Annotated in this window: 17 protein-coding genes; 11 read left to right on the top strand and 6 right to left on the bottom strand. The window is 65.1% G+C overall.

Features of this window, described 5'->3' with window-relative positions; translation table 11 throughout:
* Positions 1 to 506 precede the first annotated feature (506 nt).
* The 5 genes from FAZ95_RS15010 to FAZ95_RS15030 all read left to right on the top strand — a co-directional run bounded on the left by FAZ95_RS15010 (position 507) and on the right by FAZ95_RS15030 (position 6,059).
* On the top strand, positions 507 to 2,168 hold the full coding sequence (locus FAZ95_RS15010; RefSeq protein WP_137333181.1) for an AMP-binding protein: 1,662 nt from the start codon (positions 507 to 509) through the stop codon (positions 2,166 to 2,168).
* Positions 2,169 to 2,222: 54 nt separating this feature from the next.
* Positions 2,223 to 3,209 carry a quinone oxidoreductase family protein gene (locus tag FAZ95_RS15015; RefSeq protein WP_137333182.1) on the top strand — a complete coding sequence of 329 codons (987 nt, stop codon included), beginning with the start codon at positions 2,223 to 2,225 and terminating at the stop codon, positions 3,207 to 3,209.
* Positions 3,210 to 3,222: 13 nt separating this feature from the next.
* A complete protein-coding gene (locus tag FAZ95_RS15020; RefSeq protein ID WP_137333183.1) occupies positions 3,223 to 4,101 on the top strand; it encodes an alpha/beta fold hydrolase in 879 nt (292 codons plus the stop codon).
* A gap of 95 nt (positions 4,102 to 4,196) precedes the next feature.
* Positions 4,197 to 5,252 (top strand): CaiB/BaiF CoA transferase family protein, encoded by a 1,056-nt coding sequence (locus FAZ95_RS15025; protein ID WP_254699716.1) that lies wholly within the window; start codon positions 4,197 to 4,199, stop codon positions 5,250 to 5,252.
* Between the two features lie 51 nt (positions 5,253 to 5,303).
* Positions 5,304 to 6,059, top strand: coding sequence for a nitroreductase (locus tag FAZ95_RS15030; RefSeq protein WP_137333185.1), 756 nt, complete (start codon positions 5,304 to 5,306; stop codon positions 6,057 to 6,059).
* A gap of 43 nt (positions 6,060 to 6,102) precedes the next feature.
* Here FAZ95_RS15030 and FAZ95_RS15035 read toward each other — a convergent pair whose 3' ends face one another.
* The gene (locus FAZ95_RS15035; protein WP_137333186.1) at positions 6,103 to 6,882 is read right to left on the bottom strand and encodes an enoyl-CoA hydratase-related protein; all 780 of its coding nucleotides are present in this window, start codon (positions 6,880 to 6,882) and stop codon (positions 6,103 to 6,105) included.
* 175 nt (positions 6,883 to 7,057) lie between these two features.
* On the opposite strand from FAZ95_RS15035, the gene FAZ95_RS15040 reads away from it, so the two are divergent.
* The 6 genes from FAZ95_RS15040 to FAZ95_RS15065 are packed head-to-tail and all read left to right on the top strand — an operon-like array spanning position 7,058 to position 12,355.
* A complete protein-coding gene (locus FAZ95_RS15040; protein ID WP_175425616.1) occupies positions 7,058 to 7,489 on the top strand; it encodes a Zn-ribbon domain-containing OB-fold protein in 432 nt (143 codons plus the stop codon).
* A 23-nt stretch (positions 7,490 to 7,512) separates the two neighbouring features.
* The gene (locus tag FAZ95_RS15045; protein ID WP_137333188.1) at positions 7,513 to 8,682 is read left to right on the top strand and encodes a lipid-transfer protein; all 1,170 of its coding nucleotides are present in this window, start codon (positions 7,513 to 7,515) and stop codon (positions 8,680 to 8,682) included.
* Positions 8,683 to 8,698: 16 nt separating this feature from the next.
* Entirely contained in the window at positions 8,699 to 10,261 is a 1,563-nt protein-coding gene (locus FAZ95_RS15050; RefSeq protein WP_137333189.1) for a long-chain-fatty-acid--CoA ligase, read from the top strand.
* A gap of 32 nt (positions 10,262 to 10,293) precedes the next feature.
* Positions 10,294 to 11,028, top strand: coding sequence for an SDR family NAD(P)-dependent oxidoreductase (locus tag FAZ95_RS15055; protein ID WP_137333190.1), 735 nt, complete (start codon positions 10,294 to 10,296; stop codon positions 11,026 to 11,028).
* Positions 11,029 to 11,040: 12 nt separating this feature from the next.
* A complete protein-coding gene (locus FAZ95_RS15060; protein WP_137333191.1) occupies positions 11,041 to 11,535 on the top strand; it encodes a nuclear transport factor 2 family protein in 495 nt (164 codons plus the stop codon).
* Between the two features lie 19 nt (positions 11,536 to 11,554).
* The gene (locus FAZ95_RS15065; RefSeq protein WP_137333192.1) at positions 11,555 to 12,355 is read left to right on the top strand and encodes an enoyl-CoA hydratase; all 801 of its coding nucleotides are present in this window, start codon (positions 11,555 to 11,557) and stop codon (positions 12,353 to 12,355) included.
* 77 nt (positions 12,356 to 12,432) lie between these two features.
* On the opposite strand, the gene FAZ95_RS15070 is transcribed toward FAZ95_RS15065, so the two are convergent.
* The 5 genes from FAZ95_RS15070 to FAZ95_RS15090 form a co-directional block, all read right to left on the bottom strand.
* Positions 12,433 to 13,248 carry an enoyl-CoA hydratase/isomerase family protein gene (locus tag FAZ95_RS15070; RefSeq protein WP_137333193.1) on the bottom strand — a complete coding sequence of 272 codons (816 nt, stop codon included), beginning with the start codon at positions 13,246 to 13,248 and terminating at the stop codon, positions 12,433 to 12,435.
* 5 nt (positions 13,249 to 13,253) lie between these two features.
* A complete protein-coding gene (locus FAZ95_RS15075; protein WP_137333194.1) occupies positions 13,254 to 13,718 on the bottom strand; it encodes a hotdog family protein in 465 nt (154 codons plus the stop codon).
* A 12-nt stretch (positions 13,719 to 13,730) separates the two neighbouring features.
* Positions 13,731 to 14,057: a Rieske (2Fe-2S) protein gene (locus FAZ95_RS15080; protein WP_217497406.1), complete on the bottom strand. Its 327-nt coding sequence runs from the start codon at positions 14,055 to 14,057 to the stop codon at positions 13,731 to 13,733.
* Positions 14,058 to 14,060: 3 nt separating this feature from the next.
* Positions 14,061 to 15,530 carry an aromatic ring-hydroxylating oxygenase subunit alpha gene (locus FAZ95_RS15085; protein ID WP_175425617.1) on the bottom strand — a complete coding sequence of 490 codons (1,470 nt, stop codon included), beginning with the start codon at positions 15,528 to 15,530 and terminating at the stop codon, positions 14,061 to 14,063.
* Positions 15,531 to 15,746: 216 nt separating this feature from the next.
* Positions 15,747 to 17,363 carry an AMP-binding protein gene (locus FAZ95_RS15090; protein ID WP_137333196.1) on the bottom strand — a complete coding sequence of 539 codons (1,617 nt, stop codon included), beginning with the start codon at positions 17,361 to 17,363 and terminating at the stop codon, positions 15,747 to 15,749.
* Positions 17,364 to 17,397 lie beyond the last annotated feature (34 nt).

A 17,397-nucleotide genomic window follows, 5' to 3' on the forward strand; every position in this document is an offset into this window, starting at 1 on the left:
CGGGCGACGAGCGATTGATTGCTGGCGAGCGCGCTCCATTCTTCGCGGGCATCCTTGGCGCTGGAGTCGTTTTATTTCTGGTTGGTTGCGCGTCTGTTGAACGCCTCTGCCTTCGCAACGCTTGTGCGCGGCACGCTCGCAGTGATAGCGATGTGTACCGCCGCACGGGAGGTCGTCGGTATTGTCCCGGTCCCATGCGCCCCTTTCCGCTTGCGCTGCCTCCCGGGCCGTTCGCGCCGGGCTCCCCGTGTCGAGGATAGCCAAGGGCCCGGCGACGCATTTATCTACAGGTGGCCGTGAATTTGCCCCGCCCCACCCGCCTCGGACCCGACCCCTCTGCGTGGGCAATTGGCTTTGACTGCAGCGGCAATGCCGGGCAAATGCCCTTCCGCGCAGCCACTTGCTTCTCTATATTGCTTCGCAGCGGCCCTGCGTCCCGAGCAGCGGGGCAGTCGTATATGACTGGCGCACCGAAAGCGTCACTTCAACAGGAGACAAGGCAAGTCATGGCCACGATCGAAATTCCGCCCGCCGAATCCATCCTGGCGAGCCCGCCGGAACGCTCGTCCTATTGCCCGGGGCCGCGTGATACCGTCGTCCATGCTCTGGCGAGGGCGGAGGCGAAGAACCCGGATCGCATCTTCATCGACCTTGCCGGCACGAAGTACAGCTACCGCGAAATCGACCGCCTCTCGACCCGCCTCGCCCATGCGCTGGCCGCGCTCGGCGTGCAGCACGGGGACCGGGTGGTCTCCCTCCTCGACACCTCGATCGACGTCTTCACGACCTGGTTCGCGGCCAACAAGCTCGGCGCGATCTGGGTGCCCATCAATACGGCCTACCAGGGCGAGTTCCTGCGCCACCAGATCTCGGATTCCGGCACGAAGCTGATCGTGTGCGATGCGCACTACCTGGAGCGCATCGTGGCTATCGCCGATCAACTGCCGGAGGTACAGCTCGTCCTGAGCCGCGGCCCAGGTCCGTTCCCATCGTGCCCGATCGCGATCGCCCCGCTCGACGAGCACCGTGGGAACGACGAAGCGCCGCTGCCTGTCGTCGTGAAGCCGGCCGATCTGGCCACGCTGCTCTACACGTCGGGCACGACCGGGCCGTCGAAGGGCTGCATGATGAGCCACAACTACCTGTGCATGCAGGGCCGCCAGCAAAACCGGTGCGTGCAGATGACGGCCGAAGACGTCCAATGGACATGTCTGCCGGTGTTCCACGGAGCGGCCCTGATCAGCGTGCTCGGCTGCCTCGTCGAGGGCCTGCGCTGCGCAATCTGGCCGCGTTTCTCGGTGTCCAGCTTCTGGTCCGACCTCGAACAGGCAGGTGCAACCAAAGCCTTGCTGATGGCCTCGATCTTCCCGCTAGTGGCGCATGCCCCCGATACCGAGGCGATGAAGCGCTACTACGGGCGGCTCGACATGATCTCGGGCGTGCCGATCACGCCCGAGGTGCGCAAGATCTGGAAGGAACGCTTCGGCGTGCGGGTCGTGTCCTCCTGGTCGTATGGCCAGACCGAAGGCGTGCGATTGTCGATGGTCGGCCCGGATGAGATCCCACCCGAAGGCTGCGCTGGCCGCGTCGCCGACGAATTCGAGGTCATGATCTTCGATGCCGACGACAATCCGCTGCCCGACGGGCAGGTCGGAGAAATCGTGTTCCGGCCGCGCGAACCCAACATCATGTTCGAGGGGTACTGGAAGCGTCCCGAAGAGACGCTCAAGGTCTGGCGAAATCTCTGGATGCACACCGGTGACCTAGGCCGGCTCGAGAACGGCTACCTGTACTTCGTCGATCGCGCGAAGGACTACCTGCGCTGCCGCGGTGAGAACATCTCGAGCTTCGAAATCGAACGCGCCTTCAGCGCGCATCCCGATATCGCGGAACTCGCCGTCCACGCGGTCGGCAGGCAGAGCGGCGAGGACGAGGTCAAGGCCACGATCGTGCTGCGCGAAGGCGCGACGGTGACACATGTGGAGATGTGTCATTGGGCCATCGAAAAGCTGCCGTACTTCGCGGTGCCGCGCTACTTCGAGTTCCGTGCGGAGCTCGTCAAGAACCCGACCGGCAGGGTGTTGAAATACCGCCTGCGCGAAGAAGGCGTGACGTCCGGCACCTGGGACCGTGAGGCGGCGGGCATCGAAGTGCGGCGGCGCAAGTAGCAGCAGCAACGCCGCAGCCGACGATTATTGAACATCCATAGGACGACGAAAAACATGAAATCCTGGACCATCGCGGGCCAGACGGGCACCGACGACCTGAGACTGATCGAGACCGACAAGCCCCGCATCAGCGGCACCGAAGTCCTCGTGCGCATGACGACCCCCGGCGTCGTGCCCTTCGACCACGCCATCATCAACAACGAGAACGAGGCGAACTTTCCGGCCGCGGTGCTGCCGATCCAGCCCGGCAACCAAGGCGCGGGCGTGGTCGAGGACCCCGGCGGCTCGTCGTTTAAAAAGGGCGAACGCGTCATGTTCGGCGCCTTCGTCTATGGCTTCATGCGCCCGGGCAGTTGGGCCGAATACGTCGCCGTCGAGGCCGACCACCTCGGCCGTGTTCCCGATTCCGTACCGGACGGCGCCGCGTCGCAGGCTGCGGTCGCCTATCCGACTGCCTATTTCGCACTGAAGGAAGCCGGCATGGCCCCCGGCAAGACCGTGCTGGCCACGGGCATCGGCGGCTCGGTCGGCAACGCCGCATACCAGCTCGCCAAGGCGCTCGGTGCAAAAAAAGTCTTTTCGACCGCGGGCTCCAGCGCAAAGGCCGACGCCGCGGCGCAGGCCGGCTTCGATAACGTGATCGACCTGTCGAAGGAATCGATGATGTCGGGCATACACGCGCGCAATGGCGGGGAAGGCGTCGACATCGTGATCGACTCTGTCGGCGGCCAGGTCATCGCAGAGGCGATCAAGTGCGTGCGGCGCTACGGCAAGACGATCACGCTCGGCTTCGCCGCCGGCCGCACCTCGACGATCACGCTGGCTGATCTGATCCTGCACCGGGGCAGCATCCAGGGCTACGGCGCCTACACCAGCACGCCGGCTGAATGGCGCGAGGCCTGGGACGTGTTCAACACGTTCGCCGACGAAGGCAAGATCAAGGTCCTGTTCGACCGCAGTTTTCCGTTCGAGCAGGCGCCGCAGGCGCTGCGCTATATGGCGACGCAGCGGCCCTTCGGCGCCGTCGCGCTGCATTTCTGAAGGAGCCGATGCGATGCGGCGTTTCAACGTTGCGAGCGGGCTCTCAGTGGCGGCGGATGTGGGCGGCGATCCGGCAGGCTCGGCGGTCGTGCTGCTGCATGGCGGCGGCCAGACGCGCCATAGCTGGAAGAGCGCGTTCGACGCGCTCGTGGCTGCGGGCCATCACGTCGTCGCGCTCGACGCGCGCGGCCATGGCGAGAGCGACTGGGATCCGGCGGGCGACTATTCGATCGACGCGCTGGTGTCCGACCTGCGCTCGGTCCTCATGCACACGCCGCCGCTGCCGATACTTGTGGGCGCCTCGATGGGCGGCATGACGGCGCTCGCGGCAGTCGGCGAGACGGCGCAGCCGATCGCCAGAGCGCTGGTGCTCGTCGACGTGACGCCGATGATCGATGTCGAGGGCAGCGCACACATTACCGCCTTCATGCGTGCCAATAGCGACGGCTTTGCGAGCGTGGAGGACGCGGCCGTTGCCGTGGCCGGCTACCTGCCCCATCGGCCGCGGCCGCGCGACGTATCCGGTCTCGAACGGAACCTGCGGCAGCGCGACGGCCGCTTCTTCTGGCACTGGGATCCACGACTGGTCTCGGACAGTCGGTTCGACCGGCTGGCGGTGCAGTCGCGCCTCGAGGCCGCGACGCGCCGGCTGCGCGTGCCCACGCTGCTCATCCGCGGTGCGCAGAGCAACATCGTGGGCGATGAGCAGGTCGCCCATTTCCGCACGCTCGCCCCGGAGGCCGAATACGTCAACGTCGACGGAGCCGGCCACATGGTCGCCGGCGACCGCAACGATGCCTTCAATCACGGCATCCTCGACTTCATCGCCCGCGTCGATCAAGGCGGCGTGTCGCCGCCCCATGACCGCGCTCACGCGAATTCATCGACCTGATATCAAGGACAAGGAGTTCTCTCTTGGCAAGCGGACCTCTGCAAGGCCTCAAAGTCATCGAGTTCGCCGGCATCGGCCCCGGGCCCTTCTGCGGCATGCTGCTCTCCGATATGGGAGCCGACATCTTGCGCATCGAACGCAAAGGTGCCGACGCCGGCCGCGACCCGCGTGTCGAGATCGATCGCCGCGGTCGCAGCTCGGTGTCGCTCGACCTGAAGCGGCCCGAGTCGGTGGCTGCCTGCCTTGCGCTGTGCGAAAAGGCGGACGTGCTGTTCGAAGGCTACCGCCCGGGCGTGATGGAACGGCTGGGCCTCGGACCCGACGCGGCGCTCGAGCGCAACCCGCGCATCGTCTACGGGCGCATGACCGGTTGGGGCCAGCATGGCCCCTACGCGCCACGCGCCGGCCACGATATCAACTACATCGCGATCACCGGCGCGCTCCATGCGATCGGCACGAAAGGCAAGCCCGTGCCGCCGCTCAATCTAGTCGGCGACTACGGCGGCGGTGCGATGATGCTCGCTGTCGGCCTGCTGTCGGCTGTGCTGCATGCGCGTGCCACCGGGCAGGGCCAGGTGGTGGACGCGTCGATCAGTGACGGCACGAGCTACCTCACGGCGATCTTTTACAGGCTGCGTGCGCTAGGTCAGTGGCAGGAGGAGCGCGCCGCGAACCTGCTCGACGGCGGCGCGCCGTTCTATGACACCTACCGCTGCGCCGACGGCAGATTCGTCGCGATCGGCGCGATCGAACCGCAGTTCTACGCCCTGCTGCTCGAGAAGATGGGCCTGGCCGGCAAGCTGCGGCACGATCAGATGGACCGCGCAGCCTGGCCTGCGATGAAGGCGACGTTCGCCGAGGTTTTCGCAAGCAAGACCCGCGACCAATGGGTGGAGATCATGGGCGATGCCGACACCTGCTTTGCGCCAGTGCTGACAGCGCAAGAGGCAGCGCACGACCCGCACAACATCGCGCGGTCGACCTTTGTCGAGATCGACGGCATCCGTCAGCCGGCCCCGGCGCCGCGCTTCTCGCACACTCCGGGTGCGATCCAGGCCTCGGGCACTGGCGCGGCTGTCCGCGAGGTCTTGCAGAGCTGGGGACTATCCGCCTCGCATGTCGGTGAACTGGTGGACGCCGCAGAAGCCTGACAGCTGACAAATCACATGGGGCGCGATCTCGGCGGCCCAGGAGTAATGCAAATGACAGTAGACCTACGTGGCGCAATACAGGATCCCGAGGCACCCGACGGCACATGGCCGCACGATTCGCTGGTGCTTGGACGCCTGCTCTCGCAGCGCTTCAGTTGTCGAGCCTACCGGCCCGATCCCGTACCGCGCCATGTGATCGAACGCATGCTGAGCCTCGCGCAGCTCTCGCCCTCATGGTGCAACTCGCAGCCCTGGCAGGCGATCGTCACCGAAGGCAAAGGCACGGAACGCCTGCGCGAGGCGCTCTTCGCACACGCGACGGCCGACGCCGGCGTGAGCGGCGGCGTGCCTAGCCTGCAGCCCGACTTCCCCTTCCCCGCCGCTTATCGCGGCGTGTACAAGGAGCGCCAGCGCGAGGTCGGCTGGCAGCTATACGAGAGCGTCGGCATCGCATACGGCGATCGCGCGGCCTCGGCAGTCCAGGCCATGAAGAACTTCAGGCTGTTCGACGCACCGCACATGCTGCTGATCACGTCCGAGCGCGATCTCGGCACCTACGGCGCGATCGACTGCGGCGTCTATCTGTCCAGCCTGCTGCTGGTGGCACAGAGCCTTGGCATTGCAAGCATCCCGCAGGCCGCACTGGCGAGCTATGCGCCCTTCATGCACGCGCACTTTGACATTCCGGAGCACCGCATGATCGTGGCCGGCGTGTCGTTCGGCTATGCCGACGGCACACATCCGTCCAACTCGTTCCGTTCCAGGCGCGCACCCCTCGATGACGTCGTACATTGGGTCACGGAATAGCGGGCCGCACGAATCGACGAGGGCGCCGAGGCGCCCTTTCCCTTCACTGGCCTGTGAATGCCGGCGGCCGCTTCTCCCGGAAGGCCGCGACTCCCTCGGCAAAGTCTCTTGTCTGGCCGGCGAGGCGCTGGTGGCGACGCTCCAGCGCGAGCGCCTCGGTCAATGAATGGTCCAGCGCGAAACGGATACCGTGGCGGATCAGTGCATAAGCGTGCGTCGGACCGCCGGCCAGCTTGCGTGCGAGTTCCAATGATTCGGCCGCCAGCGCGTCATCGTCCACGACCTTGTAGAGCATGCCCCAGGCCTCGGCGCGCTCGGCGGCGATGCGCTCGCCGAGCATCATCATCGCCTGGGCGCGAGCGCGTCCGATGAGCCGCGGCAGAAGCCAGCTGCTGCCGACGTCCGGCACGAGCCCGATGTTCACGAAGGCCTGCAGGAAGTAGGACGAACGCGCAGCGAGGACGATGTCGCCCGCCAGCGCCAGCGCGCAGCCGGCGCCGACAGCAGGTCCGTTGACAGCGGTCACGAACGGCAGCGGCAGTGCGAACAGTCGCTCGAGGATGGGGTTGTAGTAGCGCTCCACCTTGACCCCGAGATCGCCGCCGGAACCGCCGGCTGCCAGGTCGGCACCCGACGAGAACGCGCGTCCCGCACCGGTCAGCAACAGCACGCGAGCGCTGCCGCCATCGCGCACCGTGTCCAGCGCGTCGACGATCTCGTCAAGTGTCTGAGTCCGCAAGGCGTTGAGCGATTGCGGACGATTCAGGACCAGCGTTGCGATGCCCTCTTCTTCCTTCAGCGTGATGTCTTCGTAGGCGCTCATGGCCGGGCCTCTCCAGCGAATAAAAAACGGACATGAGGATTATGTTGACCCGCTGCCTCGCGCGGCAGGTTCCGTACCGCAATGGGAATTGCTTGTGCACGAAGGCGTGCGCCGCTCGTGCCGCCAGGCCCATAGAATGGCCCACAGACAGCATTCACCAGTACGAGGAGACCCTATGTACGCCGCGACATCGACCGAGGCCGGGACACCCGCCGAGACCAGGACACACGCCTTTCCCTGCTCCAACCGCGACTTCGACTTCTATTACGACGGCCTGGAAGCGCGGCGACTATTGGTTCAGAAGTGCTGCCGCTGCGGGACGATGCGCAATCCGCCCGGCCCGGCCTGTCCCGCATGCCGCTCGCTCGAGTGGGCTGCGTTCGAGCTGCGCGGTACCGGGACGATCTTCAGCTACACGGTCCATCACCATCCGAAGCTGCCGAACTTCGAAGTGCCGCACCCGGTAGTGCTCGTCGAGATGGACGAAGGCATCCGTGTTTTCGCCGCGATGGACGGCGGCGTCGAGCCGCCGCAAATCGGCGCACGCGTGCAAGTGGAGTTCCTGCGGCGCGGCGCAGTTGCCAGCTTTCGCTTCAAGCCGGCTTGACCCAACATTACCGAGGCCTTTGCATGTCGACTCTCAAGGATAAGACAGCCATCGTGGGCTACGGCGCCACGGAGTTTTCGAAGAAGTCCGGCCGCAGCGAGCTGCAACTCGCCATCGAGGCCGTCACTTCCGCGCTGGCCGATGCCGGCATCGACCCCGCGGAAGTCGATGGAATGGCGACTTACACGCTCGACAACAACTCCGAGTTCGAGATCTTCCGCAACATCGGCGGGCGCGACCTGAAGTTCTTCAGCCGCATCGCCGGAGGGGGTGGCGCGGCCTGCGCGCCGCTGCTGCATGCGGCGATGGCGATCACGAGCGGGGTGGCCGAAGTCGTCGTCTGCTACCGGGCGATGAACGAGCGCTCCGAGTACCGGTTCGGCACGCCGATGCTGCCGTCGACTCCGACCAGCGATAACGTGCTGTTTGCGTATCTAAGCGGACAGGGCCTGCAGACGCCGGCCGCGATGATTGCGATGACGATGCGCCGCTATATGCACGAGACGGGCGCGACCAGCGAGGACTTCGCCAACGTCGCGATCGCCGCGCGCCGCCATGCCGCGACGAATCCGAACGCGTTCTTCCACGGCAAGCCAATCACGCGCGACGACTATTTCAACTCGCGCATGATCGCTGACCCGCTACGTCTCTTCGACTGCTGCCAGGAAAGCGACGGCGCCGTCGCTCTCGTCGTGACCAGCGCCGAACGGGCGCGGTCGCTACGCCACAAGCCCGTGCTGATCCGTGCCGCCGCACAAGGCTCGCCCGACGGCACGATGTCGCTCGGCAGCTACTACAGGAAGGACATCGCTCCGCGCGGCGAATGCGAGCTCGTCGCGCGCCAACTTTACGAGGCGGCGCGATTGACACCGAAGGACATGCAGGTCGCGATCCTCTACGATCACTTCGGGCCGACCGTGCTGCCGTCGCTCGAAGCCTACGGCTTCTGCGACTGGGGCGAAGCCAAGGACTTCGTCAAGAACGGCAACATCGAGATCGGTGGAAGCCTGCCGGTCAACACTCACGGCGGCCAGCTCGGCGAGGCCTATATTCACGGGCTCAACGGCGTCGGGGAGGCGGTCCGGCAATTGCGCGGCACGGCGGTCAACCAGGTCGCAAACGTCGAGAACGTTCTGGTGACAGCCGGCAGCGCCGTGCCCACGAGCGGCGCAATCCTTGGCGTGGCGGACTGAGCGGAAGCACGCGCCCATGCTCGATTTCGCCCGCATGCGAACTCTGCCGGACCTGCTCGCGTATCACGCCGAGGTTCGGCCGGACGACGTGGCGCTCGACTTCGAAGGGCGCTCGACGTCCTATGCCGAATTCCACCGCCGCACCGACCGGCTCGCGGCGTCACTGAGGCGGCTGAGCCCCGAGCCGGGCCGCCGCATCGGTTACCTGGGCAAGAACAGCGACCGATACGTCGAGCTCGTGTTCGCCACCGCCAAGGCCGGCCTGGTGCTCGTGCCGCTGAACTGGCGTCTCGCGCCCGATGAATGGGCCTTCATCCTGGGGGATGCGCAGGCGACCCACCTCTTCGTCGACGATGCCTTCGAAGCTCAGGGCCGCGCACTGGGTCAGCGGCTCGCGCTTGCCTCCGTGATGTCGCTCGCCGACGAGGCCAGCTGGGCGGCGCTGCTCGATTCATACGACGGCGCCACGCCGCCCGTGCGCGCAGATGTGCACGACATCGTGCTGCAGATCTACACGTCGGGCACCACCGGCACGCCCAAGGGCGTGATGCTGACACACGAGAACGTGCTCGCGCTGCGCGAACCGGGGCTGCGCGCCGGGCTTGCCTGGTTCCCGGGCCCGGGCGACGTGAGTCTTGTCGCGATGCCCGTGGCCCACATTGCCGGCACCGCCTATGGCCTGTTCGGGCTGCACAGCGGCGGGAGACTCGTGATCGCACGCGAATTCGACGCCGGCGAGGTCTGGGCGCTCCTGGCAAGCTCCCGCGCAAGCCACATGCTGCTCGCGCCGACTGCCCTGCGCATGTTGCTCGAGCACCCGGCCGCCGCTGCGACACGGGTGCCGCACCTGCGCTACATCACGTACGGCGGCTCGCCGATCGCGCCGGCACTGCTCGCGCAGGCGGTCGCGCGGCTGAACTGCGGCTTCACACAGATGTACGGCATGACCGAGGCGTCCGGCGGCGTAGTCGCGCTGACACCTGATGACCATCGCAAAGCGAAACCGCATCGCCTCGCGTCCGCCGGTCGCGCGATGCTCGGCGTCGAGCTCGGCATTGTCGACCGCGCCGGCGCGCGGCTGTCCGCGGGCCAGAACGGCGAGATCGTCGTGCGTTCGCGCGCGGTGATGGCCGGTTACTGGCAGCGGCCCGAAGCCACTGCAGAGACGATCGACGCCGACGGCTGGCTGCACACCGGCGATGTGGGCGTGCTCGACGAGGATGGCTACCTCACTGTGCTCGACCGTGCGAAGGACACGATTGTGTCCGGCGCCGAGAACGTCTACCCATTGGAGGTAGAGAACGTGCTGTCGCGCCACCCCGATGTGGCGGAGGTCGCAGTCATCGGCGTGCCCTCGGCGCGCTGGGGCGAGGAAGTCAAGGCGGTGATCGTGCCCCGGCCGGGCATGACGATCGACGCGGCCCGGCTCATCGACTGGGCGCGCGAGCGCATCGCGGCATACAAGGCGCCGAAGTCGATCGACATCGTCGACGCGTTGCCGCGCAACCCCAATGGCAAGGTACTCAGGCGCGTACTGCGCGATCCTTACTGGCGCGACCAGGAACGGAACGTCGGCTGAGCGAACAGACGAACCCACTCAACGGAGAACCCTTGGAAGACTTGCGACTCGACGGTAAAACCGCCCTCGTCGTCGGCGGATCGAGCGGCATCGGCAACGGCATCGCGCAGCGCTTTCGCAAGCAGGGTGCGGAAGTCCATGTCTGCGGCACCCGCGCCAGCGCCGCCGATTACGCGGGCGAGGACGGCTCCGATCTGACGGGCCTCGCCTACGCGCAGCTCGACGCGAGCGATGCGGTTGCAGTCGATGCCTGGCGGCCGCCCTTCGACCGCCTCGACATCCTTGTGCTCGCGCAGGGTGCGGTGGCGTACCGGCGCAAGGAGTTCGAAATCGAGACCTTTCGTCACGTCGTGAACGTCAATCTAGTGAGCGTGATGCATCTGGCGACGCGCTTCTACCCGATGCTCAAAGAGCGCCAAGGCTCGATCGTGATCATCGGCTCGATCGGCGCATTCAAGTCGGTCGTTGGCAATCCGGCCTACGCGGCCTCGAAGGCCGGCGTGTTCGGGCTCACGCGCACGCTCGGCGATGCCTGGGGCCGTGAAGGCGTGCGCGTCAATGGCATCGCGCCAGGCATGATCGCGACAAAGATGACGAAAGTGACGACCGACCGTCCCGAGCGCCTGCAGGCAGCGCTCGACACCATCTCGCTCGGCCGCCTCGGACAGCCTGAGGACGTCGCCAACATGGCGTTGTTCCTCGTCTCGCCGCTCGCCAGCTACATCACTGGCCAGACCGTCGTGGTCGACGGTGGCCGCATCCTCTAGCACGGGCCCGCGATGAACTCCCTCGACACGCTGCGGTGGGCCGATGAGATCCGCGAACTGAAGGCTCGCTACTTCCGCCTAATGGACGCCAAATGCTGGGACGACTACGCCACGCTGTTTCTCGACGATTCGGTGTTCGACGTGAGCGAGGCATTCAACGACCCCGAGAGTGGCGAGGCGAGCGGCATGGCGGCTGCAGTGAGCGAGCCGATCATCGGCCAAGACGCCATCGTCGCCTACGTGAGCCGCGGCCTGAATGCGCGCGTGCGCAGCTTCCACATCGGTTTCATGCCCGAGATCGAGATCCTGTCGGAGACCCGTGCCCGCGCCGTCTGGGCGATGGAGGACCGGGTCTGGCTGCCGGACAGCCCCGTCGCACAGATGCACGGCTGGGGGCACTATCACGAGACCTACACGCGGCGCGACGGGCGCTGGCACATCCAGACGTTGAAGATCACGCGTATCCGCGTCGAATTCGTTCCGCGGGAATCCCCCGCTGCAGCTTGATAACCGACCACGCCAATCCATGGACTACCAGAACATCCAGTACGAATCGCTCGAGCGCGTCGCGCGGATCTCTCACGCCCGGCCGCAACGCCGCAACGCACAAAACGTGGAGCTGCTCGATGAGTTGGACCACGCGCTCCAGCGGGGAGTGGCCGACCCGGACATTCGAGTGATCGTGATCGCCGGCCAGGGCGACCACTTCAGCGCTGGCCATGACCTGAAGGACGCGGCGATGCATCGCCGCCAGATCACACCGGAAGACCGCTACGAGTTCGAGGACGAACGCTATCTCGGCTATTGCCTGCGCCTGTGGGATGCACCGAAGCCGGTGATCGCGCAAGTGCAAGGTGCCTGCATTGCGGCCGGCTTCATGGTTGCCAACATGTGTGACCTCATCGTCGCCGCCGACGACGCGTTTTTCGCCGACCCGGTGGTCAACTCCTTCGGTGCGGCGGCGGTCGAAGTGCTGGTCCATCCGTGGGCGATGGGGTTGCGTCAGGCCAAGCAGTTCCTCTATACGGGCGGCCGCATGTCAGCGCAGGAGGCGCACGCAATCGGCATGGTCAACCAGGTCGTGCCGCGTGCGGAGCTCGAGACGGCCACGCTCGCGCTGGCCGGGAAGATCGCCGAGTCATCGTCCTTCGCGCTGCGCCTCATCAAGCGCTCGCTGAACCGCACGGCCGACATCCAGGGCTTCCGCGCCGCGCTCAACGCTCACTTCGACACGCATCAGCTCTCGCACATGAGCACCGAAGCACAGCAGCGCCAGGCAGCCGGTTTCGACGCGACGATCCAGAGCGCGAAGGCGCGTGTCGCGTAAAGGCAGATTGCCACGGCAAGCGGGAGTGTCCGCAGTCCCGCCGCGCCCGCACCGCCGACGCGGGCGCGGGCGCGGCCCTAACGGCCGGTGAAGCGGGCAGCGCGTTTTTCAGTGAAAGCGGCGGTGGCTTCCTTGTAGTCGTCGGTCATCGACGCGAGGATTTGCGACCGGTTCTCGAGTTCGATCGCCGCGCGAAAACTTGCGGCGTCGAGGTTCTCCCATAGGATGCGCTTGGTGTGCTGCGTCGCGAACGGACTGTTGGCGAGCATGCTGCGGGTCCACTGCTCGGCCACGGGCAGCAGTTCGGCGTCGTCGACGAGACGTGCCGCGAGGCCGACGCGCTCAGCTTCGTCGGCCTCGATCGGCCGGCCGGTCAGCAGGATCTCGAATGCTCGCGAAGCGCCGATCAACCTCGGCAGCAGGTAGCTGATGCCGCTCTCGCCCGCAGTCAGCCCAAGTCGCACCGCACCTGGGAGGAAACGCGCCGAGCGAGCGACGATTCTCACGTCGGCCGCCAGCGCGATCGCCATGCCGGCGCCGACGCAAGGGCCATTGACCGCCGCAACCACGACCTGCGGCAGCGCGCGAATGCGTTCGCTCATGCCGGCGAACTGCTCCTGCCAATACATGCGCTCGACGAGGCCGCTCGGCGCATGACGGTTACGCTCGTCGGCCGCGGCCACATCCTGGCCGGAACAGAAGCCGCGTCCGGCGCCGGTGAGGATCAGCGCACGACATTCGCGGTCCTCGGCCAATGTGTCGAGATGGCGGTTGAAGTCCGCCACCATCTCACGAGTGAAGGCGTTCAAACGCGCGGGACGATTGAGGCGCAGCAGGCGGATCTGCGGTTCGCGCTGCTCCAGTATCAGCGCATGGTCTTCGGCATTTGTCATCGACGTCAGTCGCTCTCGAACACGCCGGTTATCTTGAGCCGCGTGGCAAGCTGCCCGTCGGCCTTGTGCAACGTGGCGCACATCGTGACGAGGCCCAGGCCTGGCTTCGAGGCGGAGACCCGGACCATCTCGATCTCCATCTCGCCGTGCAGCGGCTCGCCTGCGTAAACCGGCGTTGCCCATTTGATTTCGCTCACGCCGGCGCCGGCAAGGCCGCGCAGCTTCGTGCGTTTCCAGAAGTCGGCGATGAACAGATGGAGAACCAGCGCCGAGTGCCACCCGCTCGCGGACATACGCTCGAACAGCGGATGCTCCCTTGTCGCGGCGTCCTCCAGATGGAAGGGCTGCGGGTCGTACTTCGACGCAAATTCGATCATCTCCTCGCGCCTCAACGTGCGCTCTCCGAGGTGGAACCGGTCGCCGACCTTCAGCTCTCGGAAGCGGAGCTGGCTGACATCCTTGCGAGACAAGATACGTACTCCTTAGATCGAAGATGGCACGTCGACTTCCATCTGGCCGTCCACTTCACGCACCGCGAAGGTCTGCAACGGCGCATAGTTCAGCTTGCGGAACAGGCATTCGCCGGTCGAAAGCTGGAACTTCGCGCCGTGCAGCGGGCAGGTGATGACGCCGTCACAGACTTTGCCGCCCACCAGCCGGGAGCCGGCGTGCGTGCAGCGGTTGCTGACGGCGTAGAGCCGGCCGCCCGAACGGCAGACGAGAATCGAGCGGCCGTTGACCTCCACGGCCACGCCCTCCCCTTCCGCGAGGGCGGAAGCAGCCAGCCGTTCAGGGGCGATCATGTCCATCGCTCAATCGTGTTTCGGTACGATGGGCGCCGTCGCCGCGCCCGGTTCCGTCGTTGCTTGCGCATCGAGGCCGAGCAGCCGGTCATACAGTTCGTAGAAGTGGCGGATCTTCGCTTCGTGCTCGTTGGCAAGCGTCAAGTACGCCGTGCCCGGTGCCGCCGCCTTGAATCCCTGCTGAACGGCGAGCATGTTGGCCAGGTCCTGGTCGATGATGTGGCCCATCGCGCCCAATTCCGGCCGGTCCGAGGCCTTCTCGTCAAAGTCGAGCTCGATCGGCTCGGGTACCGGCGGCCGCTCTCCGTTGGCGGGGATGGGCAGCAGGATGCGGACTTCCATCAACGAATGATCGGGGTTGTCGCCGATCGGCGTGAAGTTGTACCACCACGGCAACCCTTCCCCCCACCACGGATGGAAGTTGGGGAACATGAAGTACTTCGCCATGTCGATGAAATAGCTGACAGGCTCGCCGGAATAATCGCGGCCGGTCTGCGCCTCCAGCTGGGCCCGCTTTGATTCCGCCGCATAGCGGCGCGCGTCGACGGCCGTCAAACCCCGGTCCTCCGGCGGCAGCGGCAGTTCCTGCGCGTGGCAATACAGCACCAGGCCCTCGCGCGGCGTCACGCGGTCCGCGATGTACGCGTCGGTCGTCATCCCAGGCGTGCACAAACGGCTGACGTAGCCCCTGCCGTCTTTCCAGATGTCGATCTGCGTCGCCGCCGAGCCGAACATCGGCATGCCGTCGGCATGCGTCTCCACGACGTGATAGCCCTCCATGAAGGCTTCCTGAGCAGCCTTCCAGTTACAGCGCACCTTGATGAGGATGCGCATCGCCGTGTAGCGCTCTTCGATCGGGTAGTTCTTGAAGTGGTCGACGAGGATGCCCAGCGACTCCTCGAGCGGAGCAGCGGCCGGGTCCGGATTGATGAACACGTTGCCACCCCAGGTCGCCACGTTTACAGGCACGAGGCTGTTGTGCTCGGAGTCGACGTGCGGGAATTCCTGCGCCAGCGGAATCCACTCGAGCTTTCCGTCGAGACCGTACACCCAGCCATGAAACGGGCACTGGATGTGCTTACTGTTCGACTTGCCGCTGCAGAGCTTGCGCGCGCGATGCCGGCAGCTGTTGTAGTAGGCCTTGATCTCCGTCGCGCTGGTGCGCACCACGAGAAAGGACTTGTCGACCACATCGTAGGTGGTGCGGTCGCCGACGTTCGGGATGTCTTCCTCGCGACACGCGAGCTGCCACTGCTTGTTCCAGATATGCTCGACTTCCAGCGGCACATACCTCGGATCGAGATAGCGATCGTAAGGGATCAGGCGCGGCTCCGGGCGGTAGTCGCCACGTCTCTTGAGGGGAACGGCCCGCTCCTCGTCGTCGGCGTCGAGAATTGACTCAAGTGTCGGCGGGTCGACGATCACGCTGCCCGGCTCTGGCTTGCCATAGTCCTTCCAGTAGGTCGCTTGAGCTTCCATCCGTTGTCTCCAGTTATTCAAGGGGTCTGCCTCGGCGCTATCCGTTGACCTGTCGAGAGCCAGCGCCTGAAAGGACATTAGCAAGCGAATACCCGGCTCACGCCTCCCGCTGCGCACCCAGACTTGCTCATATGCGCAGCCCTCCGGCGATCGGAAACCGCAACGCCGGCGCGAAACATCCCGATGCATCATGCCGAGCCGCAACGACCAAAGGCGTCACCGTCGTGACACTGCGATATTTGATTTATGCCGATCCCAGGTTGTCTCGGTCACGCCTTGACTTCTAAGTTCGAATTTTTGGACTCGGCCCGTGGCGGTTCTTGGCAATTGAGCCCTGAATTCGATGAATCTGGGAATCGCAAAATGCGGAAGGTGGTCCAGCGACCAGCGGCACAGCGCCTCTTCGGTCAACGAGACATCAGGCTTGAGGACTGCCGTAACCTTCAATTCATCTTCCGCGACGGCAGACAACACCGCATGAACCGCCACCTCAGCGACGTCTGGATGAGCGAGGAAGGCAGACTCGACTTCGAAGCTTGAGATATTTTCCCCGCCGTATCGCAGGTAGTCCTTTTTTCTATCAACGAAGTAAAAGAACCCCTTCTCGTCGAACTTGCCGATATCGCCCGTATGAAACCAGAAGTTGCGGCTCACGGCGAGCGTCTCGTTGGGGCGGCGCCAATAACCTTGGAACATGATGTCCGGCTTGCGAGGGCGCAAAATGATTTCCCCTGGAACGCCAGGCGGACATTCCTCGCCGTCGTCATCGACGATTCTGACGTCGAAATCCTCGATACGCCCACCTGACGACCCCGCGGGCACGTCCGGGGTATCGACAGGCGTAGCAACGATGAGGCCGGCTTCCGACATGGCATAGCTCGGGCACGCAACCTGTCGCACACCGAAGCGCTCTTTCCACGCCGTTATGAGTTGCGCGTTGAGCGGCCCACCCCAGACGAGTCTGAGTTGCCCACGGCAGCGCCGCGAAGCCTCCGTATCCGGAGCATTCGGGACGAGGGACAGCATGACGCTGATCAACAACGTGACCGTAGCGCGGCTTCTTTCAATCTCCGGCCAAAAATTGGAAACCGAGAAGCGCCGATAAACCGACGCGGTTGCGCCGGTGAGCATAGCGCTGATGACAATGCAGCTTGCGGCTGCCATGTGAAATAACGGGCACGGCGTCCACAGGACGTCGTCCGGGACGAGACCGATAGCCCACGCGGTTCGTGCAGCAAAATTGCATACGTAATTGTGGCTTACCATGCACCCTTTCGACGGCCCCGTTGTGCCGGACGTATAGATCAGCAGCGCCAGATCGCCAGGCCTGCACGAATGCTCGACGGGGGTCAAATTGTCCGAGCGGATCGAATCGAGATCGTGAATCACAAGCCGTGACGGCGTGTCCGGAAGCGGCCCGCGACAAACAAGCGTGTGTACTCCGGGTATGCCGTTCTCGATGGCCAGGATACGACCTGCATAGTGACCTTCGGCGATGACCACCTCCGGTTCCGCGTCCGCCAGCTGGTGACGCAGAAACTCACCCTTCATGTCGGTGTTGATCGGCACGAAGATCGCCCCGAGCTTGTTGACGGCAAACCAGGTGAAGACGGCATCGCTGCCGTTGTCGAGCATGGAACACACTCGATCACCCGGGGCGATACCCAATGCCATGAGGCCGTGGGCGATTCGCGTCGAGGCCCGGTCAACCTCCGCATAGGTGTACGTTTCGCCGGAAAAATCGAGAAAGACCTTGTCAGGCCATCTCGCACATGCCTCGCTTAACGCAGACGGTATCGTTATCGAGCCGCAATTGGACCACCGATACTCCATGAACTCCTCCACTCTCGCGACTTGGTTGGCTAGA

Origin of the sequence: Trinickia violacea, from assembly GCF_005280735.1 — a bacterium.
In the GTDB taxonomy this organism is placed as follows: domain Bacteria; phylum Pseudomonadota; class Gammaproteobacteria; order Burkholderiales; family Burkholderiaceae; genus Trinickia_A; species Trinickia_A violacea.

Bases quoted from the DNA above. Each gene is read 5' to 3' on its own strand.
- FAZ95_RS15010 (WP_137333181.1), top strand. From the start codon at position 507: ATGGCCACGATCGAAATTCCGCCCGCCGAATCCATCCTGGCGAGCCCG.
- FAZ95_RS15015 (WP_137333182.1), top strand. From the start codon at position 2,223: ATGAAATCCTGGACCATCGCGGGCCAGACGGGCACCGACGACCTGAGA.
- FAZ95_RS15020 (WP_137333183.1), top strand. From the start codon at position 3,223: ATGCGGCGTTTCAACGTTGCGAGCGGGCTCTCAGTGGCGGCGGATGTG.
- FAZ95_RS15025 (WP_254699716.1), top strand. From the start codon at position 4,197: ATGCTGCTCTCCGATATGGGAGCCGACATCTTGCGCATCGAACGCAAA.
- FAZ95_RS15030 (WP_137333185.1), top strand. From the start codon at position 5,304: ATGACAGTAGACCTACGTGGCGCAATACAGGATCCCGAGGCACCCGAC.
- FAZ95_RS15035 (WP_137333186.1), bottom strand. From the start codon at position 6,882: ATGAGCGCCTACGAAGACATCACGCTGAAGGAAGAAGAGGGCATCGCA.
- FAZ95_RS15040 (WP_175425616.1), top strand. From the start codon at position 7,058: ATGTACGCCGCGACATCGACCGAGGCCGGGACACCCGCCGAGACCAGG.
- FAZ95_RS15045 (WP_137333188.1), top strand. From the start codon at position 7,513: ATGTCGACTCTCAAGGATAAGACAGCCATCGTGGGCTACGGCGCCACG.
- FAZ95_RS15050 (WP_137333189.1), top strand. From the start codon at position 8,699: ATGCTCGATTTCGCCCGCATGCGAACTCTGCCGGACCTGCTCGCGTAT.
- FAZ95_RS15060 (WP_137333191.1), top strand. From the start codon at position 11,041: ATGAACTCCCTCGACACGCTGCGGTGGGCCGATGAGATCCGCGAACTG.
- FAZ95_RS15065 (WP_137333192.1), top strand. From the start codon at position 11,555: ATGGACTACCAGAACATCCAGTACGAATCGCTCGAGCGCGTCGCGCGG.
- FAZ95_RS15070 (WP_137333193.1), bottom strand. From the start codon at position 13,248: ATGACAAATGCCGAAGACCATGCGCTGATACTGGAGCAGCGCGAACCG.
- FAZ95_RS15080 (WP_217497406.1), bottom strand. From the start codon at position 14,057: ATGGACATGATCGCCCCTGAACGGCTGGCTGCTTCCGCCCTCGCGGAA.
- FAZ95_RS15085 (WP_175425617.1), bottom strand. From the start codon at position 15,530: ATGGAAGCTCAAGCGACCTACTGGAAGGACTATGGCAAGCCAGAGCCG.
- FAZ95_RS15090 (WP_137333196.1), bottom strand. From the start codon at position 17,363: ATGGAGTATCGGTGGTCCAATTGCGGCTCGATAACGATACCGTCTGCG.